Genomic DNA, 26,234 nt, shown 5'->3' with positions numbered 1-26,234 from the left:
AGTCCATTCGAAATGCAGCATTTTTAAAAGTACTTGTGCGAGCAAAAAGTTGTCGCTGCGTGCCGATGCTAAAGCTCGACGCTGAATAAATGCTGATAGGGAAGGGGACGCAAGTTGTGGGTAATGACTGATAGATGACGTAGGAAAGGCCGCCGGCAAACGGCTTGATGCTTGTCAGTCAAGGCAGATAACCCTGTGGGAGCAAAGCTTGCTCGCGATCAGGGCGAGCTCAGTCGATAACGATATTGGCTGATCCACCGATATCGCGAGCAAGCTTTGCTCCCTCAGGTTCTGGTGCGTTTATAGCAGGCAAAAAAAGCCCCGCCATCGGCGGGGTTGAGGTACGAGCGTGGCTCGGAAAACAGCGGTTCGAATGGCCCTCCATGAGGAGGGCCGTCCGGTTTACAGCAGGATGGTGCGGATATCGCCCAGCAGGTCGCTCAGACGCTTGGTGAAGCGTGCAGCAGCGGCACCGTTGATCACGCGGTGATCGTAGGACAGCGACAGCGGCAGCATCAGCTTGGGCTGGAAGGCTTTACCGTCCCAGACAGGCTGGATGGTGGCCTTGGACACACCCAGGATCGCCACTTCCGGCGCGTTGACGATCGGCGTGAAGCCGGTGCCGCCAATGTGGCCGAGACTGGAGATCGTGAAGCAGGCGCCCTGCATGTCGTCTGCGGTGAGCTTCTTGCTCCGGGCCTTTTCGGCCAGGGCAGCCGCTTCGGCAGCCAGTTGCAGCAGGCTCTTCTGATCGACGTTGCGGATGACCGGTACCAGCAGGCCTTCCGGGGTGTCGACGGCGAAGCCGATATGCACGTATTTCTTGCGGATCACAGCCTTGCCGCTTGGCGCCAGGGAGCTGTTGAAGTCCGGCAGTTCCTTGAGCAGGTGCGCGCAGGCCTTGAGCAGCAATGGCAGTACGGTCAGCTTCACGCCGGCCTTTTCAGCCACGGCTTTCTGCGCAACACGGAAGGCTTCCAGCTCGGTGATGTCGGCCTGGTCGAACTGCGTCACGTGAGGGATGTTCAGCCAGCTGCGGTGCAGGCTCGACGCGCCGATTTGCATCAGGCGGGTCATTGCCACTTCTTCGGTTTCGCCGAAGCGGCTGAAGTCCACTGCCGGGATCGGCGGGATGCCCGCGCCACCGGTGGCGCCTTCGGCCGGAGCATTCTTGGCTTTCTGCATCATGGCCTTGACGTAGGCCTGCACGTCTTCCTTCAGCACGCGACCGTGTGGACCGCTCGGGCCGACGGCGGACAGCTCGACACCGAACTCGCGGGCCAACTGACGTACCGCAGGGCCGGCGTGCACCTTGGCACCGCTTGGTGCAGGTGCTGCGGCAGGGGCTGGCGCGGCCTCGGCCTTGGCGGCAGGCGCGGCAGCCGGAGCCGGCGCGGCTTCAGCCTTGGCCGGTGCAGCAGCAGGTGCTGGCGCTGGAGCGGCAGGCGCGGCGGCGCCAGCCACTTTCAGCTTCAGGATCAGGTCGCCGGTACCGACTTCGTCTTCCAGCTTGATCTCGACGCTTTCCACCACACCGGCGGCCGGCGACGGGATTTCCATGCTGGCCTTGTCGGATTCCAGGGTGATCAGCGACTGGTCGGCTTCGACGGTGTCGCCGGCCTTGACCAGTACTTCGATGATCTTGGCTTTGCCCGACGAGCCGATGTCCGGAACATGGATGTCCTGGACAGTGGCGGCGGCAGGCGCAGCGGCCGGAGCCGGAGCGGCAGCCGGGGCAGCGGCAGGCTTTTCAGCCGGCGCCGGGGCAGCCACAGGCGCGGCTGCTTCGGGCGCCGCAGCGGCGCCTTCGACTTCCAGCTCAAGCAGTTCATCGCCTTCTTTCAGACGATCGCCCAGCTTTACTTTCAGGCTCTTGATGACCCCGGCCTTTGGCGCAGGCACTTCCATGCTGGCCTTGTCCGATTCAAGTGTCAGGATGCTCTGGTCAGCTTCGATACGGTCGCCGACCTTCACAAACAATTCAATTACTTCACCTTCACCGCTGCCGATGTCAGGTACGCGAATGAGTTCGCTCACGGAAATTCTCCTCAGCAGTCCAGTGGGTTGCGTTTTTCCGGATCGATGCCGAACTTGGCGATGGCTTCGGCCACCACTTTTGGTTCGATATCGCCACGGTCAGCCAGGGCTTCCAGGGCTGCCAACACAACGAACTTACGGTCGACTTCGAAGAAGTGACGCAGCTTCTTGCGGCTGTCGCTACGGCCGAAACCGTCGGTGCCCAGCACCTTGAATTCCTTGGAAGGAACCCACTGGCGGATCTGCTCGGCGAACAGCTTCATGTAGTCGGTGGAGGCGATGACCGGACCTTTACGGCCGTTCAGGCACTCTTCGACGTAGCTCAGTTTCGGCTTCTGGCCAGGGTGCAGGCGGTTGCTGCGCTCTACGGCCAGGCCGTCGCGACGCAGTTCGTTGAAGCTGGTAACGCTCCAGACGTCGGCACCGATGTTGAACTCTTCACGCAGAATCTTCGCCGCTTCACGCACTTCGCGCAGGATGGTGCCGGAGCCCATCAGCTGGACGTGGTGCGCCGCTTCGCGGGTGTCTTCCTCGAGCAGGTACATGCCCTTGACGATGCCCGCTTCCACGCCGGCCGGCATGGCTGGCTGCTGGTAGGACTCGTTCATCACGGTGATGTAGTAGAAGACGTCCTGTTGCTCTTCGGTCATCTTCTTCATGCCGTCCTGGATGATCACCGCCAGCTCGTAGCCGTAGGTTGGATCGTAGGTGCGGCAGTTCGGGATGGTGCCGGCCAGCATGTGGCTGTGGCCGTCTTCGTGCTGCAGGCCTTCGCCGTTCAGCGTGGTCCGGCCAGCGGTGCCGCCGATCAGGAAGCCACGGGTACGGCTGTCGCCAGCGGCCCAGGCCAGGTCGCCGATACGCTGGAAGCCGAACATCGAGTAGAAGATGTAGAACGGCAGCATCGGCTGGTTGTGGCTGGAGTACGAAGTACCGGCGGCAATGAAGGAACTCATGGCGCCCGCTTCGTTGATGCCTTCCTCGAGGATCTGGCCTTTCTTGTCTTCGCGGTAGAACATCACCTGGTCTTTATCGACTGGCTCGTAGAGCTGGCCGACGGACGAGTAGATGCCCAACTGACGGAACATGCCTTCCATACCGAAGGTACGGGCTTCGTCCGGAATGATCGGAACGATGCGCGAGCCGATTTCCTTGTCCTTGACCAGTTGCGCGAGGATCCGCACGAAAGCCATGGTGGTGGAGATTTCACGGTCGCCCGAGCCGTCCAGGATCGCCTTGAGGGTGTCCAGTGGCGGAGTCGGAACGCTGAAGCTCTTGGCGCGACGCTGTGGCACGAAACCGCCCAGTGCGGCACGGCGCTCGGCCAGGTAACGGGCTTCGGCACTGCCTTCTTCAGGTTTGAAGAACGGCAGGTTTTCCAGCTCGCTGTCCTTCACCGGAATGTCGAAGCGATCGCGGAACAGCTTCAGGCTGTCGACATCGACTTTCTTGGTGTTGTGCGCGGTGTTCTTCGCTTCGCCGGCACCGGTGCCATAACCCTTGATGGTCTTGGCCAGGATGACGGTGGGCTGTTCCTTGTGGTTGACCGCCTGGTGGTACGCTGCGTAGACCTTGTACGGGTCGTGGCCGCCACGGTTGAGTTTCCAGATCTCGTCGTCGGACAGATCGGCAACCATGGCCTTGAGTTCAGGGGTATTGAAGAAGTGCTCGCGGACGAACGCGCCGTCCTTGGCCTTGTAGTTCTGGTATTCACCGTCGATGACTTCGTCCATGCGACGTTGCAGGATACCGTCGACGTCCTTGGCCAGCAGTGGGTCCCAGAAACGGCCCCAGATGACCTTGTTGACGTTCCACTGGGCGCCACGGAACACGCCTTCGAGTTCCTGGATGATCTTGCCGTTGCCGCGAACCGGGCCGTCGAGGCGCTGCAGGTTGCAGTTGATGACGAAGATCAGGTTGTCCAGCTTCTCGCGGCCGGCCAGGGAGATCGCCCCCAGGGATTCCGGCTCGTCGCACTCGCCGTCGCCCATGAAACACCAGACTTTCTGTTTGCCTGGCTGGATGAAGCCGCGGGCTTCCAGGTACTTCATGAAGCGCGCCTGGTAGATCGCCTGGATCGGGCCCAGACCCATCGAAACGGTCGGGAACTGCCAGAAGTCAGGCATCAGCCAAGGGTGCGGGTACGAAGACAGGCCGTTGCCGTCCACTTCCTGGCGGAAGTTGTTCATCTGATCTTCGGAGATACGACCTTCCATGAACGCACGGGCGTAGACGCCTGGCGATGCGTGACCCTGGAAGTAGATCAGGTCGCCGCCGTGTTCGTCGGTCGGGGCCTGGAAGAAGTAGTTGAAGCCGATGTCATACAGCGTCGCGCTGGAAGCGAAGCTGGAGATGTGACCGCCCAGGTCAGAATCTTTCAGGTTGGTGCGCATGACCATGGCCAACGCGTTCCAGCGTACCAGCGAGCGAATGCGGCGTTCCATGAACAGGTCGCCAGGCATGCGTGCTTCGTGGGTAACGGGGATCGTGTTGCGGTACGGCGTGGTGATGGCGTAGGGCAGTTGCGAACCGCTGCGGGTTGCGAGTTCGCCCATACGGGTCATCAGATAATGAGCACGGTCTTCGCCTTCTTTGTCGAGAACCGATTCCAGGGCGTCCAGCCATTCCTGGGTTTCGACGGGATCGAGGTCTTGCATGGCTTGCTCCAGGGCGGAAAGGCTACCAGAATCGGTTGCCTGAGTTTGCGACTGGCCTTGTGGGCAGACGGTATAAAATTCTTGGATTGCCGAAGGTTGTTTCGGCGGCGTGTAGTTTTACTACAAATCGTCGGCTGTTTCAGCCTCTCGGATGTATAGACGAGTAGTAAAACTACACATGAAAGGCTTTTGGCCCCTCGTTTCGTTGTGAGAATAATCGTTACTGTTGGTCTTTTGCTAACTCGAACAGGTAAAAACTTGATGGCGACTGCCAATAAAATCAGATTTTCAGCTATTTATCATCTTTGTTCGACAGTCAATCAGGTAGTGGCTTTTGAAAAAACACTACATCCAGCCTTTCCTGCGCCGATCAAGGATAGACCATGAGCCTGCCTCTGCTTGCCGAAATCCCGGCAATTCTCCAGTCATTGGTCAGCCGTGCCGAGCAGTCGTTCCGTGCGGCAGTTGCCTTGGTGGGCGACGATCTCGAGCTGTCCACCTGGACGCCTGAACGCTGGGAGGAGTTCCATCGCGTCGCGGCCGCCAGTGATTTTGTCATCGAGCAGAGCCTCCGTGAACCGTCGATGCTACTGGAACTGGTGCGCGGTGGCGAACTGGACCGCAGCCTGGCCGCCGGCGAAATGTGCGCGCAGATCGGTGCGGCGGTGCAGGCCGCCGAAAGTGAGGATGAACTGGGGCGCGTCCTGCGCCGCCAGCGTACCCGCCAGCAGGTGCGGATCATCTGGCGCGACCTGAACCGCAAGGCCGACCTCGTCCAGACTTGCCGCGATCTTTCGGACATGGCCGATGCCTGCATCGACCAAGCCTACCGATGGCTGTACCAGCGTCTCTGCCAGCAATTCGGCACGCCCACCGGCCGGCGCAGCGGCGCCCCGCAGCACATGGTCATCCTGGGCATGGGCAAGCTGGGCGCGGTGGAGTTGAACCTGTCGTCGGACATCGACCTGATCTTCGCCTATCCCGAGGGCGGTGAAACCGTTGGCGTGAAGCGGCCGTTGGATAACCAGGAATTCTTCATCCGCGTTGGTCAGCGCCTGATCAAGGCCCTGGACCTGATAACCGTCGACGGTTTCGTGTTCCGCGTCGACATGCGTTTGCGCCCCTACGGCTCGGCCGGTGCGCTGGTGCTGAGCTTCAACGCCCTGGAGCAGTATTACCAGGATCAGGGGCGCGACTGGGAACGCTACGCGATGATCAAGGCGCGGGTGGTGGCGGGCGACCAGGTGGCGGGTGCGCAGTTGCTCGACATGCTGCGTCCGTTCGTTTATCGCCGTTACCTGGATTTTTCCGCCATCGAAGCGCTGCGCACCATGAAGCAACTGATCCAGCAGGAAGTGCGGCGCAAAGGCATGGCCGACAACATCAAGCTGGGGTCGGGCGGTATCCGTGAAGTGGAGTTCATCGCCCAGGCGTTCCAGTTGATCCACGGCGGGCGCGACCTGAGCCTGCAACAGCGCCCGTTGCTGAAAGTGCTGGGCACCCTGGAAGGCCAAGGTTATCTGCCTGCCAAAGTGATCGACGAGCTGCGTCAGGGCTATGAATTCCTGCGGTACACCGAGCATGCGATCCAGGCCATCGCCGACCGCCAGACCCAAATGTTGCCGGACAGCCCCCAGGATCAGGCGCGCATTGCATTCATGCTGGGCTTTGCCGACTGGCCGGCGTTCCACGAGCAATTGATGTATTGGCGTGGGCGCGTGGCCTGGCATTTTGGTCAGGTCATCGCTGATCCGGATGAAGAAGAGGGCAGCGAAAGCGAAGTGGTGGTGGGCGGTGAGTGGTTGCCGTTATGGGAAGACAGCCAGGACGAAGAGGCCGCGTGCCGCCAGTTGGAGGAGGGTGGTTTCGTCGATGCGCCCAAGGCGCTGAAGGCCCTGGCCGTCCTGCGCACCAGTCCGCAATTGCGCGCCATGCAGCGCCTGGGGCGTGAACGTCTGGATGCATTCATTCCGCGCCTGCTGGCCCAGGCGGTGGAACATGCCGATCCAGACCTGGTGCTTGAACGGGTATTGCCATTGGTGGAGGCAGTGGCCCGTCGTTCGGCCTATCTGGTGCTGTTGACGGAAAACCCCGGCGCCCTGCGGCGCTTGCTGACGCTGTGCGCGGCGAGCCCGTGGATCGCCGAGCAGATCACCCGTTTCCCCTTGCTGCTGGATGAGTTGCTCAATGAAGGTCGTCTGTTCAAGCCGCCGTTGGCGCCGGAATTGGCGGCGGAGTTGCGCGAGCGCCTGACGCGGATTCCCGAGGATGACCTGGAGCAACAGATGGAGGCCCTGCGGCATTTCAAACTGGCGCACCGGTTGCGGGTGGCTGCGTCGGAAATCGCCGGCAGCCTGCCGTTGATGAAGGTCAGCGATTACCTGACCTGGCTGGCCGAGGCGATTCTCGAACAAGTCCTGGCCCTGGCCTGGCGCCAGACGGCGGCCAAGCATGGCGTACCGTCGCGCACGGACGGCAGCCTGTGCGATCCCGGCTTCATTATTGTCGGTTATGGGAAAGTCGGCGGTCTGGAATTGGGGCATGGTTCCGATCTGGACCTGGTGTTCATCCACGACGGCGACCCCCAGGCGGAAACCGACGGGGCCAAGCCCATCGACGGTGCGCAGTTCTTCACCCGGCTGGGTCAGCGGATCATCCATTTGCTGACGGCCCAGACCAACTCCGGTCAGCTATATGAAGTGGACATGCGCCTGCGGCCGTCCGGGGCGTCGGGGTTGCTGGTCAGTTCCCTTGGGGCATTTGCCCGATATCAGGAGAATGAAGCCTGGACCTGGGAGCACCAGGCACTGGTGCGGGCCCGGGTATTGGTGGGCAGCCAGGATGTGGGCCAGGCCTTCGAGAAAGTCCGGGCCCAGGTGCTGGGGCGCAAACGCGACCTGCCGACGTTGCGCCAGGAGGTCAGCGAGATGCGGGCCAAGATGCGCGATAACCTGGGTAGCAAGGCCACGGCCGCCGGAACCGCACCAAACGCTTTCGAGGCCACGGCGCCCTTCGATCTCAAGCAGGATGCCGGAGGTATCGTCGATATTGAATTTATGGTGCAATACGCCGCCCTGGCGTGGTCCGAGGAGCACCCATCGCTGGCGCGCTACACCGATAACATCCGTATCCTGGAGGGGTTGCAAGAGGTTGGCCTGATGCCGCCCGAAGATGCCACCCTGCTGCGCGAGGCCTATAAAGCCTACCGCTCCGCCGCCCACCGCCAGGCCTTGCAGAAAGAGGCCGGGGTAATTACCGGCGACCAGTTTGTGGATGAGCGCCGACAGGTATTGCGGATCTGGCGTGAGCTGGGATTGAGCTGAGTATTGAATGTGGGAGCGAGCCTGCTCGCGAAGGCGGAGTGTCAGGCGGCATTGATGTTGACGGTGCCGGCCTCATCGCGATCAGGCTCGCTCCCACAATGGATTTGTGATGTGTTGTAGATTGAAGGCAGAAGGCAACGACCTGGGCCACAGTGATTCTCGAGGCGGGGAGGCGTAGGCCTCCCCGTATCGTTTTTGGAAAACACATGAATATTCTGATCGTTGGGCCCAGTTGGGTCGGTGACATGGTGATGGCGCAGACACTGTTCCAGTGTCTGAAGCAGCTCCACCCGCAATGCGAGATCGACGTCCTGGCCCCCGAGTGGAGCCGACCGATCCTGGAACGCATGCCGCAAGTACGCAAGGCCTTGAGCTTTCCGCTCGGTCACGGTGTGCTGGAGCTGGCGACCCGCAGGCGCATCGGTAAGTCCCTGGCCGGTCAGTATGACCAGGCGATCCTGTTGCCCAACTCGTTGAAGTCCGCATTGGTGCCGTTCTTCGCCGGCATCCCCAAGCGTACCGGCTGGCGCGGCGAGTTCCGCTATGGCCTGCTCAACGATGTGCGTACGCTGGACAAAGACCGCTATCCGTTGATGATCGAGCGTTTCATGGCCCTGGCCTACGCGCCGGGTACCGAGTTGTCCAAGCCCTACCCGCGCCCCGACTTGCAGATCGACCCGGTGACCCGCGAAGCGGCGCTGGCCAAGTTCGGCCTGAGCCTGGACCGCCCGGTGTTGGCGCTGTGCCCCGGTGCCGAGTTCGGCGAATCCAAGCGTTGGCCGGCGGATCATTACGCCCAGGTGGCCGAAGCGAAGATCCGCGAAGGTTGGCAAGTCTGGCTGTTCGGTTCGAAAAACGATCACTCGGTGGGCGAAGACATCCGCTCGCGGCTGATTCCGGGCCTGCGGGAAGAGTCGGTAAACCTCAGCGGTGACACGTCTCTGGCGGAGGCCATCGACCTGTTGTCCTGCGCCGATTCGGTGGTGTCCAACGATTCCGGGCTGATGCATGTAGCCGCTGCCCTGAACCGCCCGTTGGTTGCCGTTTACGGCTCCACCTCGCCGGGCTTTACGCCGCCACTGGCCGACAAGGTCGAAGTCGTGCGCCTGGGCATCGAGTGCAGCCCGTGCTTCGACCGTACCTGCCGCTTCGGTCATTACAATTGCCTGCGTCAGCTCATGCCGCCGTCGGTGAACGATGCCCTGGCACGTTTGCAGGGCACCCCCGTGGAGGTCCAGTAAGTTGCGGGTATTGCTGATCAAGACCTCTTCGCTGGGCGATGTGGTCCACACGCTGCCGGCGTTGACCGACGCGGCGCGGGCGATTCCCGGTATCCGTTTCGATTGGGTGGTGGAAGAAGGTTTCGCCGAGATTCCGACCTGGCACCCGGCCGTGGGCAAGGTCATCCCGGTGGCGATCCGTCGTTGGCGCAAGAACCTCTGGCAAACCATCAAGAGCGGCGAGTGGCGACGCTTCAAGCAGAGCATGCGCGCCGAACGGTATGACCTGGTGATTGATGCCCAGGGCCTGCTGAAAAGTGCCTGGCTGACCCGCTACGTCAAGGCTCCGGTGGCCGGCCTGGATAAAAATTCGGCCCGTGAGCCCCTGGCGGCGCGTTTCTATTCCCGTCGCCTGGCGGTGGCGCGCGGTCAGCATGCGGTTGAGCGCGTGCGACAATTGTTCGCCGTGGCGCTGGGCTATGACTTACCCCAGACCCTGGGCAACTACGGCTTGAATGTCGATCGTCTGGTGGAGCTGCCGCGCGCCTATCCTTATGTGGTATTCCTGCATGGCACGACTTGGGAATCCAAATACTGGCCGGAGTTGTATTGGCGCCAGCTCACCGAGCGCATGGGCCAGTTCGGCGTGGTGGTGAAGTTGCCGTGGGGCAGTCCGCTGGAAAAAGCCCGGGCCGAACGTATCGCCAAAGGGCTGCGCAATGCCCTGGTGTTGCCGAAACTGAACCTGGGCGGGATGGGCAAGGTACTGGCCGGGGCCCAGGCTTGTGTGGCGGTTGATACTGGCCTCGGTCACCTGGCTGCCGCCTTGGACGTGCCGACTATCTCGCTGCTCGGTCCCACCAACCCGGTGTTGACCGGCGCCTATGGCAAGGGCCAGATCCATCTCGCCAGCGATTTCCCCTGTGCGCCCTGCATGCAGAAACAATGCACTTATCCGCCGACCGCCGAAGATGCCCGTCGGTTTGACCTGAAACGCGAGCAGCCCTTGTGCTTTACGCGACTGAACCCCGAGCGTGTTGCCAGCCACCTGAGCACGTTATTGGCTGAGGAGCCGCGCTGATGCAATTGGCTTTTGTCCTTTATAAATACTTTCCCTTCGGCGGCCTGCAGCGTGACTTCATGCGCATCGCCTTGGAATGCCAGCGGCGTGGTCATCAGATCCGTGTCTACACGCTGATTTGGGAAGGTGACGTCCCGCCGGGTTTTGAAGTGCTGGTGGCGCCGGTCAAGGCGCTGTTCAATCACCGTCGCAACGAGAAACTCAGTGCATGGATGGAAGCGGACCTGGCCAAGCGCCCGGTAGACCGTTTGATCGGCTTCAACAAGATGCCCGGCCTGGACGTGTATTACGCCGCCGACGGCTGTTTTGAAGACAAGGCGCAGACCCTGCGCAATTCCTTGTATCGACGCTGGGGGCGCTACCGGCATTTTGCCGAGTACGAGCGAGCGGTGTTCGCCAGGGACGCCAAGACAGACGTGCTGATGATTTCCGAAGTCCAGCAGCCGCTGTTCATCAAGCATTACGGCACGCCGCTGGAGCGCTTTCACCTGTTACCGCCGGGCATTGCCCAGGACCGCCGCCGACCCGCCGATGCCGACGCGATTCGTGCCGAGTTCCGTGCCGAGTTCGAGCTGGCCGATGACGATCTTCTATTGGTGCAGATCGGGTCCGGGTTCAAGACCAAGGGCGTGGATCGCAGCCTCAAGGCGCTCGCCGCGCTGCCTGCCGAGCTGAAAAAACGTACCCGGCTGTTTGTAATCGGCCAGGACGACCCCAAAGTATTCCAATTGCAGAGCGCCGCGTTGGGGCTCGGTGACAATGTGCGATTCCTCAAGGGGCGTAGCGATATCCCGCGTTTCCTCCTGGGGGCCGACCTGTTGATCCATCCGGCGTACAACGAGAATACCGGCACCGTGCTGCTCGAAGCGCTGGTGGCCGGGTTGCCGGTACTGGTCAGCGCGGTGTGCGGGTACGCCCATTACATCGCCGAGGCCGACAGTGGGCTGGTGCTGGACGAACCGTTCGAACAGGCGCAGCTCACCGAATACCTGGAGCGGATGCTGAGTGATGCCGATGCGCGGGCGGCCTGGAGCCGCAATGGTCTGGCGTTCGCTGAAACGGCCGACCTCTACAGCATGCCGCAGCACGCGGCCGATGTGATATTGGCGGAGCACCCGTAATGAAATTGATGCTGGCCGAACCGTTCAAGAGCCTTTGGGCCGGGCGCGATGCGTTCGTCGAAGTCGAGGCGCTCAAGGGCGAGGTCTATCGTGAACTGGAAGCCCGGCGCACCTTGCGCACCGAGGTGGACGGTCGCGGCTTTTTCGTGAAGATCCACCGTGGCATCGGTTGGGGCGAGATCGTCAAGAACCTGGTCACCGCCAAGCTGCCGGTCCTCGGTGCGGGGCAGGAGTGGAAAGCCATCCAGCGCCTGCAGGAAGTCGGCGTGCCGACCATGACTGCCGTTGCGTATGGCGAAAAGGGCCAGAATCCGGCGGACCAGCACTCCTTCATCGTCACCGAAGAGCTGGCGCCGACCATCAGTCTCGAAGACTTCAGCATCGACTGGGTCAAGCATCCGCCGCAACCGGCGCTCAAGCGGGCCCTGATCGCCGAAGTGGCGCGCATGACCGGCATGATGCACCGTGCCGGGGTCAACCATCGCGACTGCTACATCTGCCATTTTCTGCTGCACACCGACAAACCGGTGACCCCTCAGGACTTCAAGCTCTCGGTGATCGACCTGCACCGCGCCCAGACCCGTCCGGCCATCACCACCCGCTGGCGCAACAAGGACCTGGCTGCGCTGTATTTCTCGGCGCTGGACATTGGCCTGACCCGTCGCGACAAGCTGCGCTTTTTGAAGGGCTACTTTCAGCAGCCGCTGCGCCGGATCCTTGCGCAAGAGGCTGCACTGTTGAGCTGGCTCGACGCCAAGGCCAACAAGCTCTATGCCCGCAAACAGCGGTACGGGGATGCGCTCTGATGTCGGGATGGAAACTGGAACCGGCCTACGCCGAGCTGGCGGAGGATTTCGGCAGCCTCGACGCGGTGTTTGCCCTGCAAGGGGAGCGCTTGACCCGTGACCCGCTGTCGGAGGTGATCCGCGTGCAGCGCAATGGCGTGAACTATTACGTCAAGCGCTACGTCGGGGCCGGCAAGGGCCTGCGCCGTTACTTGGGCAAGCCGCGGGTCAAGTCCGAGTGGCAGAACCTCAAGCGCTTCGCCAAGTGGGGCATCCCCACGGCCGAGATCGTGGCCTGGGGTCTGGAGCGTCACGGTGCGGCCTATGCCCGGGGGGCGATGATCACCCGCGAACTGCCCCACACCGAAGACCTCTCGGCCCTGGCAGACCGTCACGACCCGCGACTGGCCGATCGCGCCTGGGTCGATGGGGTGAGCCGGCAACTGGCTGGCTACACGAGGACCATGCACGAGCATCGTTTCACCCATAACGATCTGAAGTGGCGCAATCTGCTGATCAACGACCAGTCGCGGCTGTTCCTGATCGACTGTCCGAACGGTGATTTCTGGCGTGGCTTCTGGCTCAAGTACCGCGTCACCAAGGACCTGGCGTGCCTGGACAAAGTCGCCAAGTATCACTTGTCGGCCACCCAGCGCCTGCGTTTCTACCTGCAATATCGCCAACGCGACCGACTTGATACGTGCGACAAGAAACGCATCCGTCACGTGGTGAGATTTTTCGAGGGGCGTGAATGACTGATTTCCTGGCCGGTGAAGACCGGCCATTGCTGGAGCGTCACGGTCTGGACAGTTTCGAGGCCCTGTGGGCGCGGCAACTGGACGCAGTGGACGAACCCAACACGTCGGGAGACGGCTGGAGCAGCGTGTTCCGGCTAGAGTTGGAAGGGCGGGGCTATTATCTCAAGCGCCAGAGCAATTACCTGACGCGGACCTTGTCCCACCCCTTCGGTGAGCCGAGTTTTTCCCGGGAGTTTCGCAACATCAGCCGTTATCGCCAGTTGGGGATTCCGGCCCTGCAAGCGGTGTTCTATGGCCAGCGCAAGATCGACGGCGAAGTGCGGGCGATCCTGTTGACGCGGGCCCTGGATGGCTGGGATGACCTGGATTCGCTGTTGCAGGACTGGCCGGCGCTGACGATAGCGCAACGTTCGACCATCCTGAAAGCCTGCGGTCTGTTGGCGCGGCGGCTGCATGGCATGCATCAGGTCCATGGTTGCTTTTATCCCAAGCACATCTTTCTGCAAGCGACTGCCGACGGCTATCAGGCGCAGTTGATCGACCTGGAAAAGACCCGCCCGCTGCTGTTCGGTCAGCGCGACAGGGTCAAGGATCTTGAGCCTTTGCTGCGTCGCGCCTCAGTCTGGAATGAAGGCGAAGTCCGCCAGTTACTGGCTACCTACCTGGACCAGCCGCCGGACGCCGCCCTGGTCGATCGCTGGCTGGACCGCCTGACCGCTCGGCGCAGCCACAAGGAAGCCCGTTGATGCATTTGTCCGAATTGAAAAGCGCCGGTCGCAGTCCCGGCCTGCCCATGAGCCTGGAGCTGGCCGATGCCGCCGGTCCGGCTCAATTGCAGCTGCTGTCACTGTTACGGGTGTTGCCGGGGCAGCGTTATGTTGGCGCTGGCGTCTGGCGCGGCCGGCCGGTGCTGGCCAAACTGCTGGTCGGTAGCAAAGCGGCCCGGCATTTCCAGCGCGAACTGCAAGGCGTGCGCCTGTTGGCCGAACAGGGCTTGACGACGCCGCTGTTGTTGGCCGACGGCCTGAAGGACGGCGAGGGCGGTTGGTTGCTGTTCGAGTTCCTCGAAGGCGCTGAAAGCCTGGGGGATGCCTGGAAACAGGTCGAGCACCTGCCTCTGCTGGCCGACGAGCAAGCGGCGGTACTGGCCGAGGCCTTGGGGGCCATTGCACAACTGCATGGCAAAGGCTTGTGGCAGGAAGACCTGCACTTGGACAACCTGCTGCGCCACGACGGTAAACTTTATCTGATCGACGGTGCCGGCATCCGTGCCGAGACGCCGGGGCAACCCTTGTCGCGACAGAAAGTGCTGGAAAATCTTGGGGTGTTTTTCGCCCAGTTACCCAAGTCCATCGAGCCGTTCACCGAAGAGTTGCTGGTGCATTATCTGCTGAGCAACGCCGAACACGCGCTGCCCATGGAAGCGCTGCAAAAGCAGATCGACAAGGTGCAGGCCTGGCGGCTGAACGACTTCATGGAAAAGGTCGGACGCGAATGCAGTCTGTTCAGCGTGCAGCGTGGGGCGTTCGGTCTGCGAGCGATCCGGCGCGACGAAGAGGCGGCCATGATGCCAGTGCTGGAGCGGGCGGATGCCTTGCTGGATCAGGGCCACTTGTACAAGACCGGGGGGGCGGCGAGTGTCGGCAAAGTCGAGGTCGACGGTCGTACCCTGGTCATCAAGCGCTACAACATCAAAAACTTCGCCCATTGGCTCAAGCGCTTCTGGCGTCCGAGCCGTGCCTGGCACTCCTGGCGCGAGGGCCATCGCCTGGCATTTCTCGGCATCGCCACCCCCAAACCCCTGGCATTGCTGGAAAAGCGTTTCCTGTGGCTGCGTCGTGGTGCCTACCTGGTGACCGAGCATCTGTCGGGGCCGGACATCATCGAGCGTTTTGCTCCTTACGTGGAAAGCGGTGATGCACCGGAATCCGAGTTGCTGGCGCTGGACCGATTGTTCGCCGACCTGATCCGCGAACGCATCAGCCATGGCGACTTCAAGGGACACAACCTGTTCTGGCAGCATGATCGCTGGGCACTGATCGACCTGGATTCCATGTGCCAGCACCGCACCCTCGCGAGCTTCGCCCCTGCCTATGCCCGGGATCGGGCGCGATTCATGCGCAACTGGCCTGAGGGCAGTGCGTTGTATCGGGTGATAAATGGTCGACTACCAAAGATACGAGAATGAGTGAAGTTGGGCTGTGAAGATATGTCTTTGCCTGGGCTGACATCAACTTGGAGTTGTTTTTTGAATTTTCAGGGCGCTGCTTTTTTGCTTCAAAGTGTTACCTGTGGGGCATGTGCGATTCATAATCGAAGAATGGTTGCTGCGAAACGCTCGCAGCAGCCAAGGATGAAATAGGCGGCAAAGATATCAGGCATTGATCGAATGCCGTTTTTGAACGCATTGACGAGGGAGTGGCTGGAAAACATGGGCTACTTCTGGTCTTCTTAAAGATCTATCGTAAAGCAACTGATCCATCAATTCAGGTCCCACTCTAAATAGCTGCTCCCGTGGTCAGGCTCACAGGCATGAGATTCGGTAGCCGTCCCGCCAATAACTGATCGCATCGGTGGTCATGATTGGGGGGCTTGGTATCAGTAAGGTTGTCCTGTTGTGTTGGGTTTGTCCGGTTTTCAAACTTGCTACTGTCAATGTCGACAGTGGCGACGGACGGCTTTTCAAGTCTCGACATGGATATAAGAGTTAAAATATTTTTAACTATTGGAGCGCTGGTTGGGGTATATGAAGGGGGGCGCCTTGAACGAAATGAATCAGTGGGCGATCTTATCTGTTGTACATCCAGGTAACCTGAATGGTCGGGTCATTTTTTAATGCGTGTGATGGACGGGGCCTTGCCGAACATGCTCACATCCTGTTTTTGCGGGCTAACGGACTGGCACCTAAAATCGTCAGCAACCCGTTGCAGGGCACACGGCCGGTGGTATTCAAATACTTACCGGTCTGTCTTCGCCGCTAGCGGCTTACCGACGCTTTTACGCTATAATCCCGCCCTTTAGCTGCCTAGCGCCCCGGCGAGTGGCACATCAATTTTTCGCGGCGCTTTTCGCCCGTATGCAGATATAAGAGGCTAGACCCTGTGGCATTGACGATTCTTGGCCTGTCCGGCGCCCTCAGCCATGATCCTTCCGCAGCGCTGTACATAGACGGAAAGCTGATCGCGGCGGCCGAGGAAGAGCGCTTCGTACGCGATAAGCATGCAAAGAACCGCATGCCCTATGAGTCGGCGAAGTTCTGCCTGGAGCAAGCTGGCATCAAGCCATCCGATGTCGATGTGGTAGCGATCCCGTTCGCGCCGATCAGCCTGTTCGGCGAAGCGCGCTGGCACTACGCCAAGCGCTACTGGTATGCCCCGGACCGTGCTCTCGACGCGATCCTGATGGGCAACCGTCGCTACAAGCGCTATCGCCGCAAGATCGTCTGGTGCCTGGAGCAACTGGGCTTCGATCCCAAGAAGATCAAGATCGAGCCGGTCGAGCACCACCTGGCCCACGCTTCCAGCGCCTATCACTGCTCGGGCTTCCAGGAAAAAACCGCGATCCTGGGCATCGACGGCAAGGGCGAGTACGCCACGACCTTCTTCGGCTACGGCGAAAACGGCAAGATCCACAAGATCAAGGAATTTTTCGACCCCGACTCACTGGGCGGCCTGTACGGTGCGATCACTGAATTCCTTGGCTTTGAAATGCTCGACGGCGAATTCAAGGTCATGGGCATGGCGCCCTACGGCGATGCCAGCAAGTACGATTTCTCGCGCCTGGCCTCGTTCGAGAACGGCCAGTTGGTGATCAACACCGACTACGCCAACGTGATCGGCCTGCGCCGCTATAAAGAGAAGGGCAAGGGCTTCTACTTCTCGCCGAAGCTGATCGAATGGCTCGGCCCCAAGCGCGAAGGCGATATCGCCGACGAGCCGTACATCCATTACGCGGCCAGCATGCAGGCGCTGTTCGAGAAACTTGCGCTGCAGATGATCGACCACTACCTGGGCGACGTGCTCAAGGAAACCGGCAAGCTGGCTTTTGCTGGCGGTTGCGCGTTGAACGTCAAGCTGAACCAGAAGATCATCGCCCGTGACGACGTCAAGGAGCTGTTCGTGCAACCGGCTTCCGGCGACGCCGGTACAGCCGTGGGCGCGGCCGCTTATGTGTCCCATGCCCGTGGCGTGCCCGTGGAGAAGATGGAACACGTCTACCTCGGCCCGGCCTACAGCAACGAAGACGTGATCGCCGCCTGTGCCCGTCATCCGAGCAAACCGGCGTGGCGCAAGATCGACAACACCCCTGAGCGCATTGCCAAAATCATGGTCGACGGTAACCCGGTGGCCTGGTTCCAGGGGCGCATGGAGTTTGGCCCACGAGCCTTGGGTGGTCGTTCGATCATCGGTTGCCCGAGCGCCAGCGGCGTTGCGGATCGCATCAACGAACAAATCAAGTTCCGCGAGCGCTGGAGGCCTTTCTGCCCGTCGATGCTCGACACCGTGGCGCCCCAGATGATCAAGGTCGATCATCCCGCCCCCTTCATGACCTTCACATTCGAAGTGGCCGAAGAGTGGAAAAGCCGTGTCCCGGAAGTCGTCCACGAAGACGGTACTTCCCGGGCCCAGGTGCTCAAGCGCGAATACAATCCGCGCTACTACGACATGATGAAAGCTTTGGAAGTCCTGACAGGCAATGGTGTGTCCCTGAACACCTCACTCAACCGCCGCGGCGAACCGATGATCTGTTCGCCGACCGACGCGCTGAACATGTTCTATGGCTCCGATCTGCAGTACCTGATCATGGAAGACATTCTGGTGATCAAAGACGGCGTAGACGCTTATGACACGCTCGGCTGAGCGACATGTGCTGCAGTTCTGCCACGGTTATGACGGGCCGTTCCTCGACTGTGCCCGTCAATACGCCAGCCTGTTCTCGGGTACCGGCTATCGCGTGACCACGGTGTTTCTCACCGGGGTCGCCGATGCCGAGGTCGCTGCTGGTTGCGCCTCGGACGAGGTGCTGTTCATGGAGTACAGCTCCAGTGCCGTGAGAGGCCTGAAGCTGGGCGCCATTGGCGATCTGCGCAAGATCGCCGCTTCGCGCAATTTCAGTTTCTGTATTGCCCACCGTTTCAAGCCTATCTACATCGCCCTGCTCGGCACTGGGCTGCGGGTGATTGGCGTGCACCATGCCTTCGGCGATTACCGACGGCGTACTCGCCGGCTGTTCGCCTATGTTTTCCGCAAGCGCCTGAGCTTGCTCGGGGTCTCCGATGCGGTGCGCGACGACATGCGCCACTGTCTGCCGAATTGGCCGGTGAGCCGGATCCAGACTCTCTACAACCGCATCGACCTGGAAGCCGCTGAGGCTGGCCTGGTGTCCCGGGACGAGGCGCGGCATACCTTGGGGCTGGACGCGAACGCCTGGATCGTCGGCAACGTCGGCCGACTGCATCCGGACAAGGGACAGGCCACGTTGTTGCGGGGGTTTGCCGCGGCACTGGCGTATTTGCCCGACCACAGTCAACTGGCCATTCTCGGCCAGGGGCGTCTGGAGCAGGACCTGCGGGAGCTGGCGCTGGAACTGGGGATCGCCGACCGCGTGCTGTTTCTCGGCCTGGTGCCTGAGGCGCGCCGTTACTTTCGGGCTTTCGACGTGTTCGTCCTGAGTTCCGATCACGAACCGTTCGGCATGGTGTTGCTCGAAGCAATGGCCGCCGGCGTGCCGTTGCTGGCCACGGCCTGTGGCGGGGCGAAGGAAGTGGTCGAAGGCGTGGGTATTCTGTTTCCGCTGGGCGACGCCGAGCACCTGGCTCAGGGGCTGCAGCACCTGGCGGTCATGGATGATCTGCAGCGGCGTCAATGCGCCGAGCTGATGCTTGACCGCCTGCGTGAACGCTTCTCCGATCGTGCGGTGCGCGAGGCATTCTGGCGTTTGCCCCAAGTCACCGAACTGGCGCCGAGGGCTTGATGCTCAATCGATTCCAAGGTTGGCGTGAGCGCGGCTGGATGGCAACAGACGCTTCGGCTTATGCCCAGGCCTGGCAGCGCTTTGGTGGCAGTGTGGCGACCCATCCCCTGGTGATCGAGCGCCTGGCGGCCCTCGCCGGTATTCCCGTGCGTTACCTGGCATACGAACATCAGGGTGAGCTGAAGGCGGCCATTGCGACCTGGGGCCGGGATTTGGCGCTGTCCAAGGATGTGCTCAAGCGCAGCGGCAAGAAAGGCTTGTTCGACCTGGGCAATGCCGAGCTGATCCTGCCGGCGGCGCCCGATGCACAGGCGCCGTTGCGTCATCGCGGACGTTATCTGTCGGCCCTCAACGAAGGGCGTTTCAGCGGCCTGAAGGTTCAGCAGGAACAGCTGGCCATGGCGCGTACGCCGGAAGAGCTGTCCAAGAAGTTTCGCTACAACCAGCGTCGCGAGCTGCGTTTGCTGGAAGAGGCCGGTGGGGTGGTGCGCTCGGTCGATGAGTTTTCCAGCGCGGAACTGGCGTCGATCTACTGCGACCTGTTCCTGCGCCGTTGGGGTTTTGCGGCGACCGGTGCCGAGCGCATGGGCGAGGTGATCGAGCTGCTGCGCGAACTGCTGATCGGTTCGGTGATCTTTCTCAACGATGCCCCGATCGCTATTCAATTGGTGTATCGGGTCGAAGCGCCGGAGTGGATCAGCGTCGAGTACATCAATGGCGGCGTGGACCCGCAAACCCGCGAATTCAGCCCTGGTAGCGTGCTGAGTTTTCTCAATACCCAAAGCGCCTGGGAACATGCCCGTGCCGCTGGCAAGCCGTTGCGTTTTTCGTTCGGCCGGGCGGACCGGGAATACAAGGACCGTTGGTGCAACCCTGTGCCGGTTTTTACCGTATGAGCCCACCGATGAATCGCAAACAGCAGTTGCTCAAGCGCCACCGTCGCAACAAGCGGGCAGGGTTGTTACTCGCCCTGATGGTGCTGGCCCTGCTCGGCGTGCTGGTAGCCTGGTGGTTGCCGTTGGTCCTGGCGGTAGTGGGCTGGGTCGCCCACGAAGCCTGGTTCGCAGATCATTTGTTCTACTCGCCCAGGGACGACTACCAATACAGCTTCCCGCCTTTCACCCAGCAACCTAAGGTGCATCTGGATGCCGGTCGGCTGCGGCTCGATGACGGGGTAATCCTGGACGATGGCGCGACGCTGGTTCTCGCGTTGCAGGTCAAGAGCCGGTGGTTGGGGCGTTTCATCGACCCGGTCGTCGAGCTGTTGGGTGGAGACCTCCCGGATCGACAAACCTTCGAGCGCGGCGTCAACGGCCTGCGCTACCTGAACCTCAGCGAGCAGGGGGCGACGCTATCCCGGGGCGAGCTGCGGCTGCGCGGGCGCTTCTGCCGTTTGCTGGGCGAGCCGACGCTCTGGTCCTTCAGCTCGCCGGAGGTGCAACAACAGCGGGTGATGGTCATCGCCCCTCATGCCGACGATGCGGAACTGGCGGCTTATGGGTTGTACAGCCGAGCCGACGAAGCGTGGATCGTGACACTGACCGCAGGCGAAATCGAAGCTGAACATTATCAGCAGATGGGGCTGGATCGCGTCGAGGCGGCGCGGCTCAAGGGCCGTCTGCGGGCTTGGGACAGCATCGCCGTACCGCGCTGGGCTGGGGTGCCGCAAGGCCATTGCATGCAATTGGGGTACTTCTGCCTCCAGTTGGCGGCCATGCAAGCCGCGCCCACCCAGCCTCAGGGGTCTCGTGAGGCAGACCTGAGCGATACACGGCCGTTCCGCCGGTTCAATCCTTTTGCCCTGCCCGGCGATGTCGATGGCGCACCGACCTGGAACAACCTGGTGGCCGACTTGCGCGCGTTGCTGCTGATGGCGCGTCCTGAAGTCATTGTGTTGCCGCATCCGACCCTGGATCCGCACCCTGACCATCTTTGCGCCCATCATGCCGTCCTGCAAGCCCTCGAAGGCCTGGAGTGGCAACCCGGCACATTGTTGGGTTACGCCAATCACCTGCACGATAATGACCGCTGGCCCATGGGTGATGCCGGTACGGGCATTGCGTTGCCGCCGTGTTTCGACCCGGACCGGCCGATGCATCCTGTCAGCCTGCCGTTGGCGGTGGCCGGCCACCGCGACAAGGCCATGGCGTTGGGCATGATGCATGATCTGCAGCCGCGAGCGCCCTTCAAGCGTCGCCTGCGCCGTGCCATCCAGCGGCTGTTGGCGGGGCGCAAGGGCGCCGTGTATGGCGAGAATGAATTCTTTCGTAAAACGGTCAGGCGTCACGAACTTTTCTGGCTTTTGAAACGCTCTGAAGTACACATGAAGCCGAAATGACCCAAGTGGACTCCAGTGTCCTCGCCCAGATGGATGTGAGCTTGTCGTGATCAATTCTTGCCCGAGTATTCTTTTTATCATTCCGTATTTCGGGCGTTGGCCTTTCTGGATGCCTTTGTTTCTGGAAAGTTGTCGGCGTAACCCCGATATTGACTGGCTGTTATTCAGTGATTGTGGCGTGCCGCAGCATCTCCCTTCTAATGTGACTGTCGAGACCATCACATTCGAGGCGTACTGCCAGTTGGTTTCCGAGCGGCTACATATCGAGTTCAGGCCAACGCAGGCTTATAAGCTGTGTGATATCAAGCCTGCCCTTGGCTATATCCATGCGGATCGCCTCGAAGGTTACGATTTCTGGGGCTTTGGCGACATCGACCTGGTGTACGGTGACCTTCGGCAATACTTTACGGCCGAGCGCCTGGCGGCCCATGACTTGTTTTCAACCCATGAGCGACGCGTTGCGGGGCATCTGTGTCTGATACGCAACGTTGCGAGCATGCGTGAGGCGTTCAAGCTGATTAAGAGTTGGCAACATCGCTTCATGGATGATCAGCACCATGCCTTGGACGAAGGGGCATTCAGCCGTATTTTCATGTGGAGAAAGAACTTTCCCGAACCGCTGTTTTCCTTGGTCGGCAAGTTCAATCCATGGCGTCGACGCAGTGAGTTCACCGAGGCATTCAGCACGCCGGGCGGGTGCATAAAATGGCACGACGGTACTGAGGATTTTCCCCTTCGCTGGTTCTGGCGCAATGGTCGCCTGACCAATGATCGGGATGAGGACCGAGCGTTCCCCTATTTTCATTTCGTCTGCTGGAAACGTAACGACTGGTCGGCGCTGCCCGAGCCAGATCCTGTTTGGATGCGAAGGCTGGCGACAGAGTCGGCCTGGATGATCGACGCCACAGGTTTCCATCAAGGAGCACTATGAGCCCGCGTTTGAAAGTGCTGCAGTTGCAGCCGGACTACAACGTAAAGCAGCATGATTTCGCCGATCTGGCGGAGCAGATCGTCAAGGCCCTTCCGCGTGAGCGCTACGAGGTAACGGCGGCTTTTCTGCGCGGTCGCCCAGGGCCTGGCGAGGCGGTCAGTCGGGCCGATCGATCGGTTTATTTCGAGTTTTCGGACAAGTCACTCAAGGGCATACGCCTTCGTGCGATGTGGCGGCTGTACCAGTTCTGCCGCGCGGAAAAATTCGATGTCGTGGTGTGCAACCGCTTCAAGCCCGTCAACATGATGCTGCAGCTCAATCGATGGTTGAAAATCCCGTTGTGTATCGGCATTGCCCACGGGTTCGGAGAGTATGATCGGTTCTATCGCCGTCGCCAGACGCAGCGACAGGTGGACCAACACTGGCGGTTCGTCGGCGTATCGCCGGCCGTCAAGCAGTATCTCCTGGATTGTCATTGTGGATTCACCGAGTCCAATACTTACGCCATCACCAATGCCATCGATATCCAGCAGGCGGAAGCTTTGCAGCATTCACGCGAGCGCGCTCGCGAGATGCTGGGTATCGGCCCTTCGGTGAGACTGGTTGGCGCCTTGGGGCGATTGGTGCCCGTCAAAGGACATACCTACTTGCTGCAGGCTTTTGCCGCACTCAAGGACAAATACCCCACCACGCAGCTGGCAATCATCGGTGCCGGGCGTGAAGAGTCCCGTCTGGCCGCGCAGATCAAGCAATTGGGCCTGGCTGATCGCGCGCATCTGCTCGGTTTCAAGGAAAACGCCCTTCAATATGTCAGGGCCTTCGATATCTGGACCATGCCCTCCCTGGCCGAGGGCCTGGGCCTGGCGCTGCTGGAAGGAATGAGCGGACATCTACCGGTGATCGCTTCTGATGTGCCTGCAATGTTGCCATTGATTCAAGGTGCCGGAGGCTTGGCGGTAAAGCCTGGTGATGTGCCGAGTCTGATAACGGCGCTCGATACCTATCTGGGACTGTCGGATGCCGAACTCAAGGCCTGTGGCGAGCGAGCTTATCGCTACCTTGTTGAACAGCACGATATTGAAGTGTTCCGTCGGAAATACCTTGAGTTGATCGAGACCGGCCTGAATGAGACCTGTAAGGAGCAGCCATGAGTGCCGCACAGCCTGTCGTCACCGTGATCATCGCGTCCTACAACCATGGTCGCTACATTGAAGAATGCATTCTCAGTGTGCTGGGACAGACCTATCCGAACATCGAGTTGATGGTGATTGATGACGGCTCCACCGATGACAGCGTTGAACGTATCCAGCGTCTGCAGGCGGCCCATGGCTTCGACTTCCGGGTCCAGCAGAACCAGGGGTTGACCAATACGCTTAACGGAGCGATTGCACGCGCCACAGGCAGCCTGATTGTGCCATTTGGTTCCGACGACATCATGCTGCCCGAGCGAATTGCCACTCAAGTGGCCTACATGGATGGCAAGCCTGAAGTCGGCATTTGTGCAGGCAACATCGAGTTGATTGATGCCGAAGGGAATCTGTACCCTGAGAACCGCCAGAACCGCGACGTACCTTTTCGACGGCTCGATTTCGAAGATATGTTCATGGAGCGCAAGCCTTATCCGCCGGCACCGACCCTAATGATACGTCGCGAGGCGCTGGAGAAGGTTGGAGGGTTCGATCCGGAAATTCGCCTTGAAGATCTGTTGATTGAGCTGAAGGTGACCCGGGCCGGGTATTACATTGATGGCCTGAGTGTATTGATGGCGCGCTATCGCAAGCACGCTACCAACTCCTACAAGAATCATCGGTTCATGACCGATAGCATTCTGCGTACCTACGCCTTGTTCAGCGATCATCCGCTTTATGACCAAGTGCGCTACAAGTTCCTTAATTCCATGTTCCTGAAAATGTCGAACCGCGACCACGTGTTCGCTCGTGAGCTACTGAGGCAGGTTCCTTTCAGGGCTTGGAACAAAAAAACCTGGCGTGGCCTGGGGCGCATGTTTTTTTGTCCGCTGGAAAAGCACTGAACCGCGCTCAAAGGGTCCGAGATGGCTGATATCGTCGTTCAATGTCGAACGACGGGATCATCACGCCCGGGCCGGTCTGTCTCTCGACAGAATGCGTTTTTGCAGGTCATCGACCGCCGGCTTCGAGGCGATCATGGCGTAACCATCAAGCAGCGCATCAAGGTGTTGCTCAAAAAGCCAGCCGTAATCCTCCGTATAGCGCTGCATATGGCGCAAGTTGCGCTGGCGAAGCGCGAGCCTGAGCGAAGACGGATATACGTACATGTCGGCAATATCGATCAGGCCGAATTCGCCGTTTTCCAGGACCAGTACATTGCCCATATGCAGGGATCGGAAGTAAACGCCTCGTTCATGCAATTGCGCGAGGAATCTTCCAAAGCCCTGGACTAGGGAGTGGCGTTGCGCAGGCGTCGCAGCGTCTTTCATCGCTTGGCGAACGGTCATTCCTGGCAAGGGGACGTAGTGCACTGCACTGCTGCCGTCGTTCAAATGGTACAGCGCGAGTATCGTCGGGCTCTGGATGCCCAGGTTTCGCAACAACTGACTGTTGACGATAAAGCGTTCGGAATAAGGATTGAAGCCGCCCGAGGTGTACCAACGACGTGCTCGGAACAGTTTGAGGAAATCTCCCCCGGACAAACGCAGGACCTTTGGGCCAAGCCCATCGGATTCAATCACCTGAGCACCCGCCGAGAGCGTTTCCAAGGCTTGCGGAGTCAACCTTTCCACAGGAGTATCCAGCAGGCGTCTGGCGCGGTAATTGATACTCAGGGCAGCGATCAGGGCCAGTGGAATCCACAGCAGGAACCAATGCTCCTTCGGCCTGGACAGGATGCCTCCGCCCTCTGTGAGCGCTGCGCTCATGCCGTATACCAGCCAAGTGGAGGCCACGATAAACAAGGGATGATTCCGGTAACGCCAACTGCTCAATAATCCCCAGGCCTGGAAGAAAATCCATGGTACCAGCCCGACGATTCCGACGTAGTACAACACGCCAAGGGCAAAGTTATGGGGTTCGGAGAGCATGTAGCCCAAGCCTGGATCAACCTCAAAGTCCGCCCCGTAACCGTGCCCAATCCAGGGATGCTGGGCGATCATTTGTAGGGCTATCTGCCAGATTTCCAGGCGAAATGAGTCTCCACGGGCAAAAATCATACTGTTGAACCATACGCTTGCGATGATTGCGCCCAGAGCTAGAAGCCCGAACAACGCCATCGAGCGACGATTCCAACACAGGATACCTATCCAGATAATGGCTGCGGTCAATGCGACCAAGGGCGTTCTTGAGCCAGTAGCGGCGACGGCTGCCAGCATGACTAGGGTGGCAGGCACAGAAAGCCAGAGTATCTGGCGATTTCTCCAGAGCATGCCCAGACTGATCCAGTAAACGCAAAAGAACCCGTACAGGTGAGAGCTGAGCAGCGGATTGTCGAGGGCGCCGGAGCCGATCAAGCGCATTCCCGGCTCATATATCCTGGCAAACATGTACAAATTATAGAGCGAGGCGACCAGGGCTATCGTCGCTGCGCCGAACAACAGAGGGTGAAGCAGGTCGCCGCGATAGCGCACCAGTAGATGACACCCGGCAAACAGTAGCAGGGTATGCAGTACTGTTTTGATCGGGCGCCCGATACTGTCGATCTCGGGCCCCCACGACAAGCTGATCAGCGCCCAGCTGACGAAAACGACCAGAGCGACGAAAATCGGCTCACGGGCCAGTTCTTTTAGCATGCTTGGCCTGAGGCACAAGGCTATCAGGGCAGGTATGCTGAACAACCCATAGAATAATTTATGGTGCTGGCTGCGCCCCGGCACAAAGAACAAGGCGCACAAAAGCAGCAGGAAGCCAAGCGGAAGAATCCACAGGCAGATGAAATCGAAAACCCTATGGGCGGGGGCGTAGTGCTTGGATAGCATGCTCAGGAATTCATTTTCGTAATCAAGTGGACCATTCACGGTGATGGCTATGGAGTATTTC

General features: G+C 60.3%; 18 protein-coding genes. 15 read left to right on the top strand and 3 right to left on the bottom strand.

Annotation, left to right across the window (positions count from 1 at the left end; all coding sequences use genetic code 11):
- Positions 1 to 402 precede the first annotated feature (402 nt).
- Together aceF and aceE are read right to left on the bottom strand one after the other, a co-directional pair.
- Entirely contained in the window at positions 403 to 2,037 is a 1,635-nt protein-coding gene (aceF, locus tag ACODTO_RS11550; RefSeq protein ID WP_489106449.1) for a dihydrolipoyllysine-residue acetyltransferase, read from the bottom strand.
- Positions 2,038 to 2,048: 11 nt separating this feature from the next.
- Positions 2,049 to 4,694, bottom strand: a complete 2,646-nt coding sequence (gene aceE, locus ACODTO_RS11545; protein ID WP_047700433.1) for a pyruvate dehydrogenase (acetyl-transferring), homodimeric type — start codon at positions 4,692 to 4,694, stop codon at positions 2,049 to 2,051.
- A gap of 383 nt (positions 4,695 to 5,077) precedes the next feature.
- On the opposite strand from aceE, the gene glnE reads away from it, so the two are divergent.
- The 15 genes from glnE (at position 5,078) to ACODTO_RS11470 (ending at position 24,256) form a co-directional block, all read left to right on the top strand.
- Positions 5,078 to 8,017, top strand: a complete 2,940-nt coding sequence (gene glnE / locus ACODTO_RS11540; RefSeq protein WP_489106448.1) for a bifunctional [glutamate--ammonia ligase]-adenylyl-L-tyrosine phosphorylase/[glutamate--ammonia-ligase] adenylyltransferase — start codon at positions 5,078 to 5,080, stop codon at positions 8,015 to 8,017.
- Positions 8,018 to 8,223: 206 nt separating this feature from the next.
- Positions 8,224 to 9,258, top strand: a complete 1,035-nt coding sequence (gene waaF / locus ACODTO_RS11535) for a lipopolysaccharide heptosyltransferase II (protein ID WP_175384624.1) — start codon at positions 8,224 to 8,226, stop codon at positions 9,256 to 9,258.
- A 1-nt stretch (position 9,259) separates the two neighbouring features.
- Positions 9,260 to 10,318: a lipopolysaccharide heptosyltransferase I gene (gene waaC, locus ACODTO_RS11530; protein ID WP_489106447.1), complete on the top strand. Its 1,059-nt coding sequence runs from the start codon at positions 9,260 to 9,262 to the stop codon at positions 10,316 to 10,318.
- Positions 10,318 to 11,439, top strand: a complete 1,122-nt coding sequence (locus ACODTO_RS11525) for a glycosyltransferase family 4 protein (RefSeq protein WP_175361804.1) — start codon at positions 10,318 to 10,320, stop codon at positions 11,437 to 11,439. The genes waaC and ACODTO_RS11525 overlap by 1 nt, the downstream gene beginning before the upstream one ends.
- Positions 11,439 to 12,245, top strand: a complete 807-nt coding sequence (gene rfaP, locus ACODTO_RS11520) for a lipopolysaccharide core heptose(I) kinase RfaP (protein ID WP_139646844.1) — start codon at positions 11,439 to 11,441, stop codon at positions 12,243 to 12,245. Before ACODTO_RS11525 ends, rfaP begins: the two co-directional genes overlap by 1 nt.
- Positions 12,245 to 12,979, top strand: a complete 735-nt coding sequence (locus ACODTO_RS11515; protein WP_139646842.1) for a lipopolysaccharide kinase InaA family protein — start codon at positions 12,245 to 12,247, stop codon at positions 12,977 to 12,979. The genes rfaP and ACODTO_RS11515 overlap by 1 nt, the downstream gene beginning before the upstream one ends.
- Positions 12,976 to 13,728: a lipopolysaccharide kinase InaA family protein gene (locus ACODTO_RS11510; protein WP_489106446.1), complete on the top strand. Its 753-nt coding sequence runs from the start codon at positions 12,976 to 12,978 to the stop codon at positions 13,726 to 13,728. The genes ACODTO_RS11515 and ACODTO_RS11510 overlap by 4 nt, the downstream gene beginning before the upstream one ends.
- The gene (locus tag ACODTO_RS11505; RefSeq protein ID WP_489106445.1) at positions 13,728 to 15,170 is read left to right on the top strand and encodes a lipopolysaccharide kinase InaA family protein; all 1,443 of its coding nucleotides are present in this window, start codon (positions 13,728 to 13,730) and stop codon (positions 15,168 to 15,170) included. The genes ACODTO_RS11510 and ACODTO_RS11505 overlap by 1 nt, the downstream gene beginning before the upstream one ends.
- A gap of 913 nt (positions 15,171 to 16,083) precedes the next feature.
- Positions 16,084 to 17,841, top strand: coding sequence for a carbamoyltransferase family protein (locus tag ACODTO_RS11500; protein ID WP_489106444.1), 1,758 nt, complete (start codon positions 16,084 to 16,086; stop codon positions 17,839 to 17,841).
- A complete protein-coding gene (locus ACODTO_RS11495) occupies positions 17,825 to 18,955 on the top strand; it encodes a glycosyltransferase (protein ID WP_489106443.1) in 1,131 nt (376 codons plus the stop codon). Before ACODTO_RS11500 ends, ACODTO_RS11495 begins: the two co-directional genes overlap by 17 nt.
- Entirely contained in the window at positions 18,955 to 19,851 is an 897-nt protein-coding gene (locus tag ACODTO_RS11490) for an antimicrobial resistance protein Mig-14 (protein WP_139646832.1), read from the top strand. Before ACODTO_RS11495 ends, ACODTO_RS11490 begins: the two co-directional genes overlap by 1 nt.
- Positions 19,852 to 19,859: 8 nt before the next feature.
- Positions 19,860 to 21,293, top strand: coding sequence for a PIG-L deacetylase family protein (locus tag ACODTO_RS11485; RefSeq protein WP_489106442.1), 1,434 nt, complete (start codon positions 19,860 to 19,862; stop codon positions 21,291 to 21,293).
- Between the two features lie 46 nt (positions 21,294 to 21,339).
- On the top strand, positions 21,340 to 22,224 hold the full coding sequence (locus ACODTO_RS11480) for a DUF6625 family protein (RefSeq protein ID WP_489106441.1): 885 nt from the start codon (positions 21,340 to 21,342) through the stop codon (positions 22,222 to 22,224).
- Positions 22,221 to 23,375, top strand: a complete 1,155-nt coding sequence (locus ACODTO_RS11475) for a glycosyltransferase (RefSeq protein WP_139646924.1) — start codon at positions 22,221 to 22,223, stop codon at positions 23,373 to 23,375. The genes ACODTO_RS11480 and ACODTO_RS11475 overlap by 4 nt, the downstream gene beginning before the upstream one ends.
- Positions 23,372 to 24,256: a glycosyltransferase gene (locus ACODTO_RS11470; protein WP_489106440.1), complete on the top strand. Its 885-nt coding sequence runs from the start codon at positions 23,372 to 23,374 to the stop codon at positions 24,254 to 24,256. The genes ACODTO_RS11475 and ACODTO_RS11470 overlap by 4 nt, the downstream gene beginning before the upstream one ends.
- Positions 24,257 to 24,316: 60 nt before the next feature.
- On the opposite strand, the gene ACODTO_RS11465 is transcribed toward ACODTO_RS11470, so the two are convergent.
- On the bottom strand, positions 24,317 to 26,173 hold the full coding sequence (locus ACODTO_RS11465; protein ID WP_175384629.1) for a bifunctional O-antigen ligase/aminoglycoside phosphotransferase family protein: 1,857 nt from the start codon (positions 26,171 to 26,173) through the stop codon (positions 24,317 to 24,319).
- Positions 26,174 to 26,234 lie beyond the last annotated feature (61 nt).

Source organism: Pseudomonas sp. FG13 (assembly GCF_057809755.1).
Note: the sequence above shows the minus strand (reverse complement) of the source record. Positions and strands in the feature narration are given on the sequence as shown.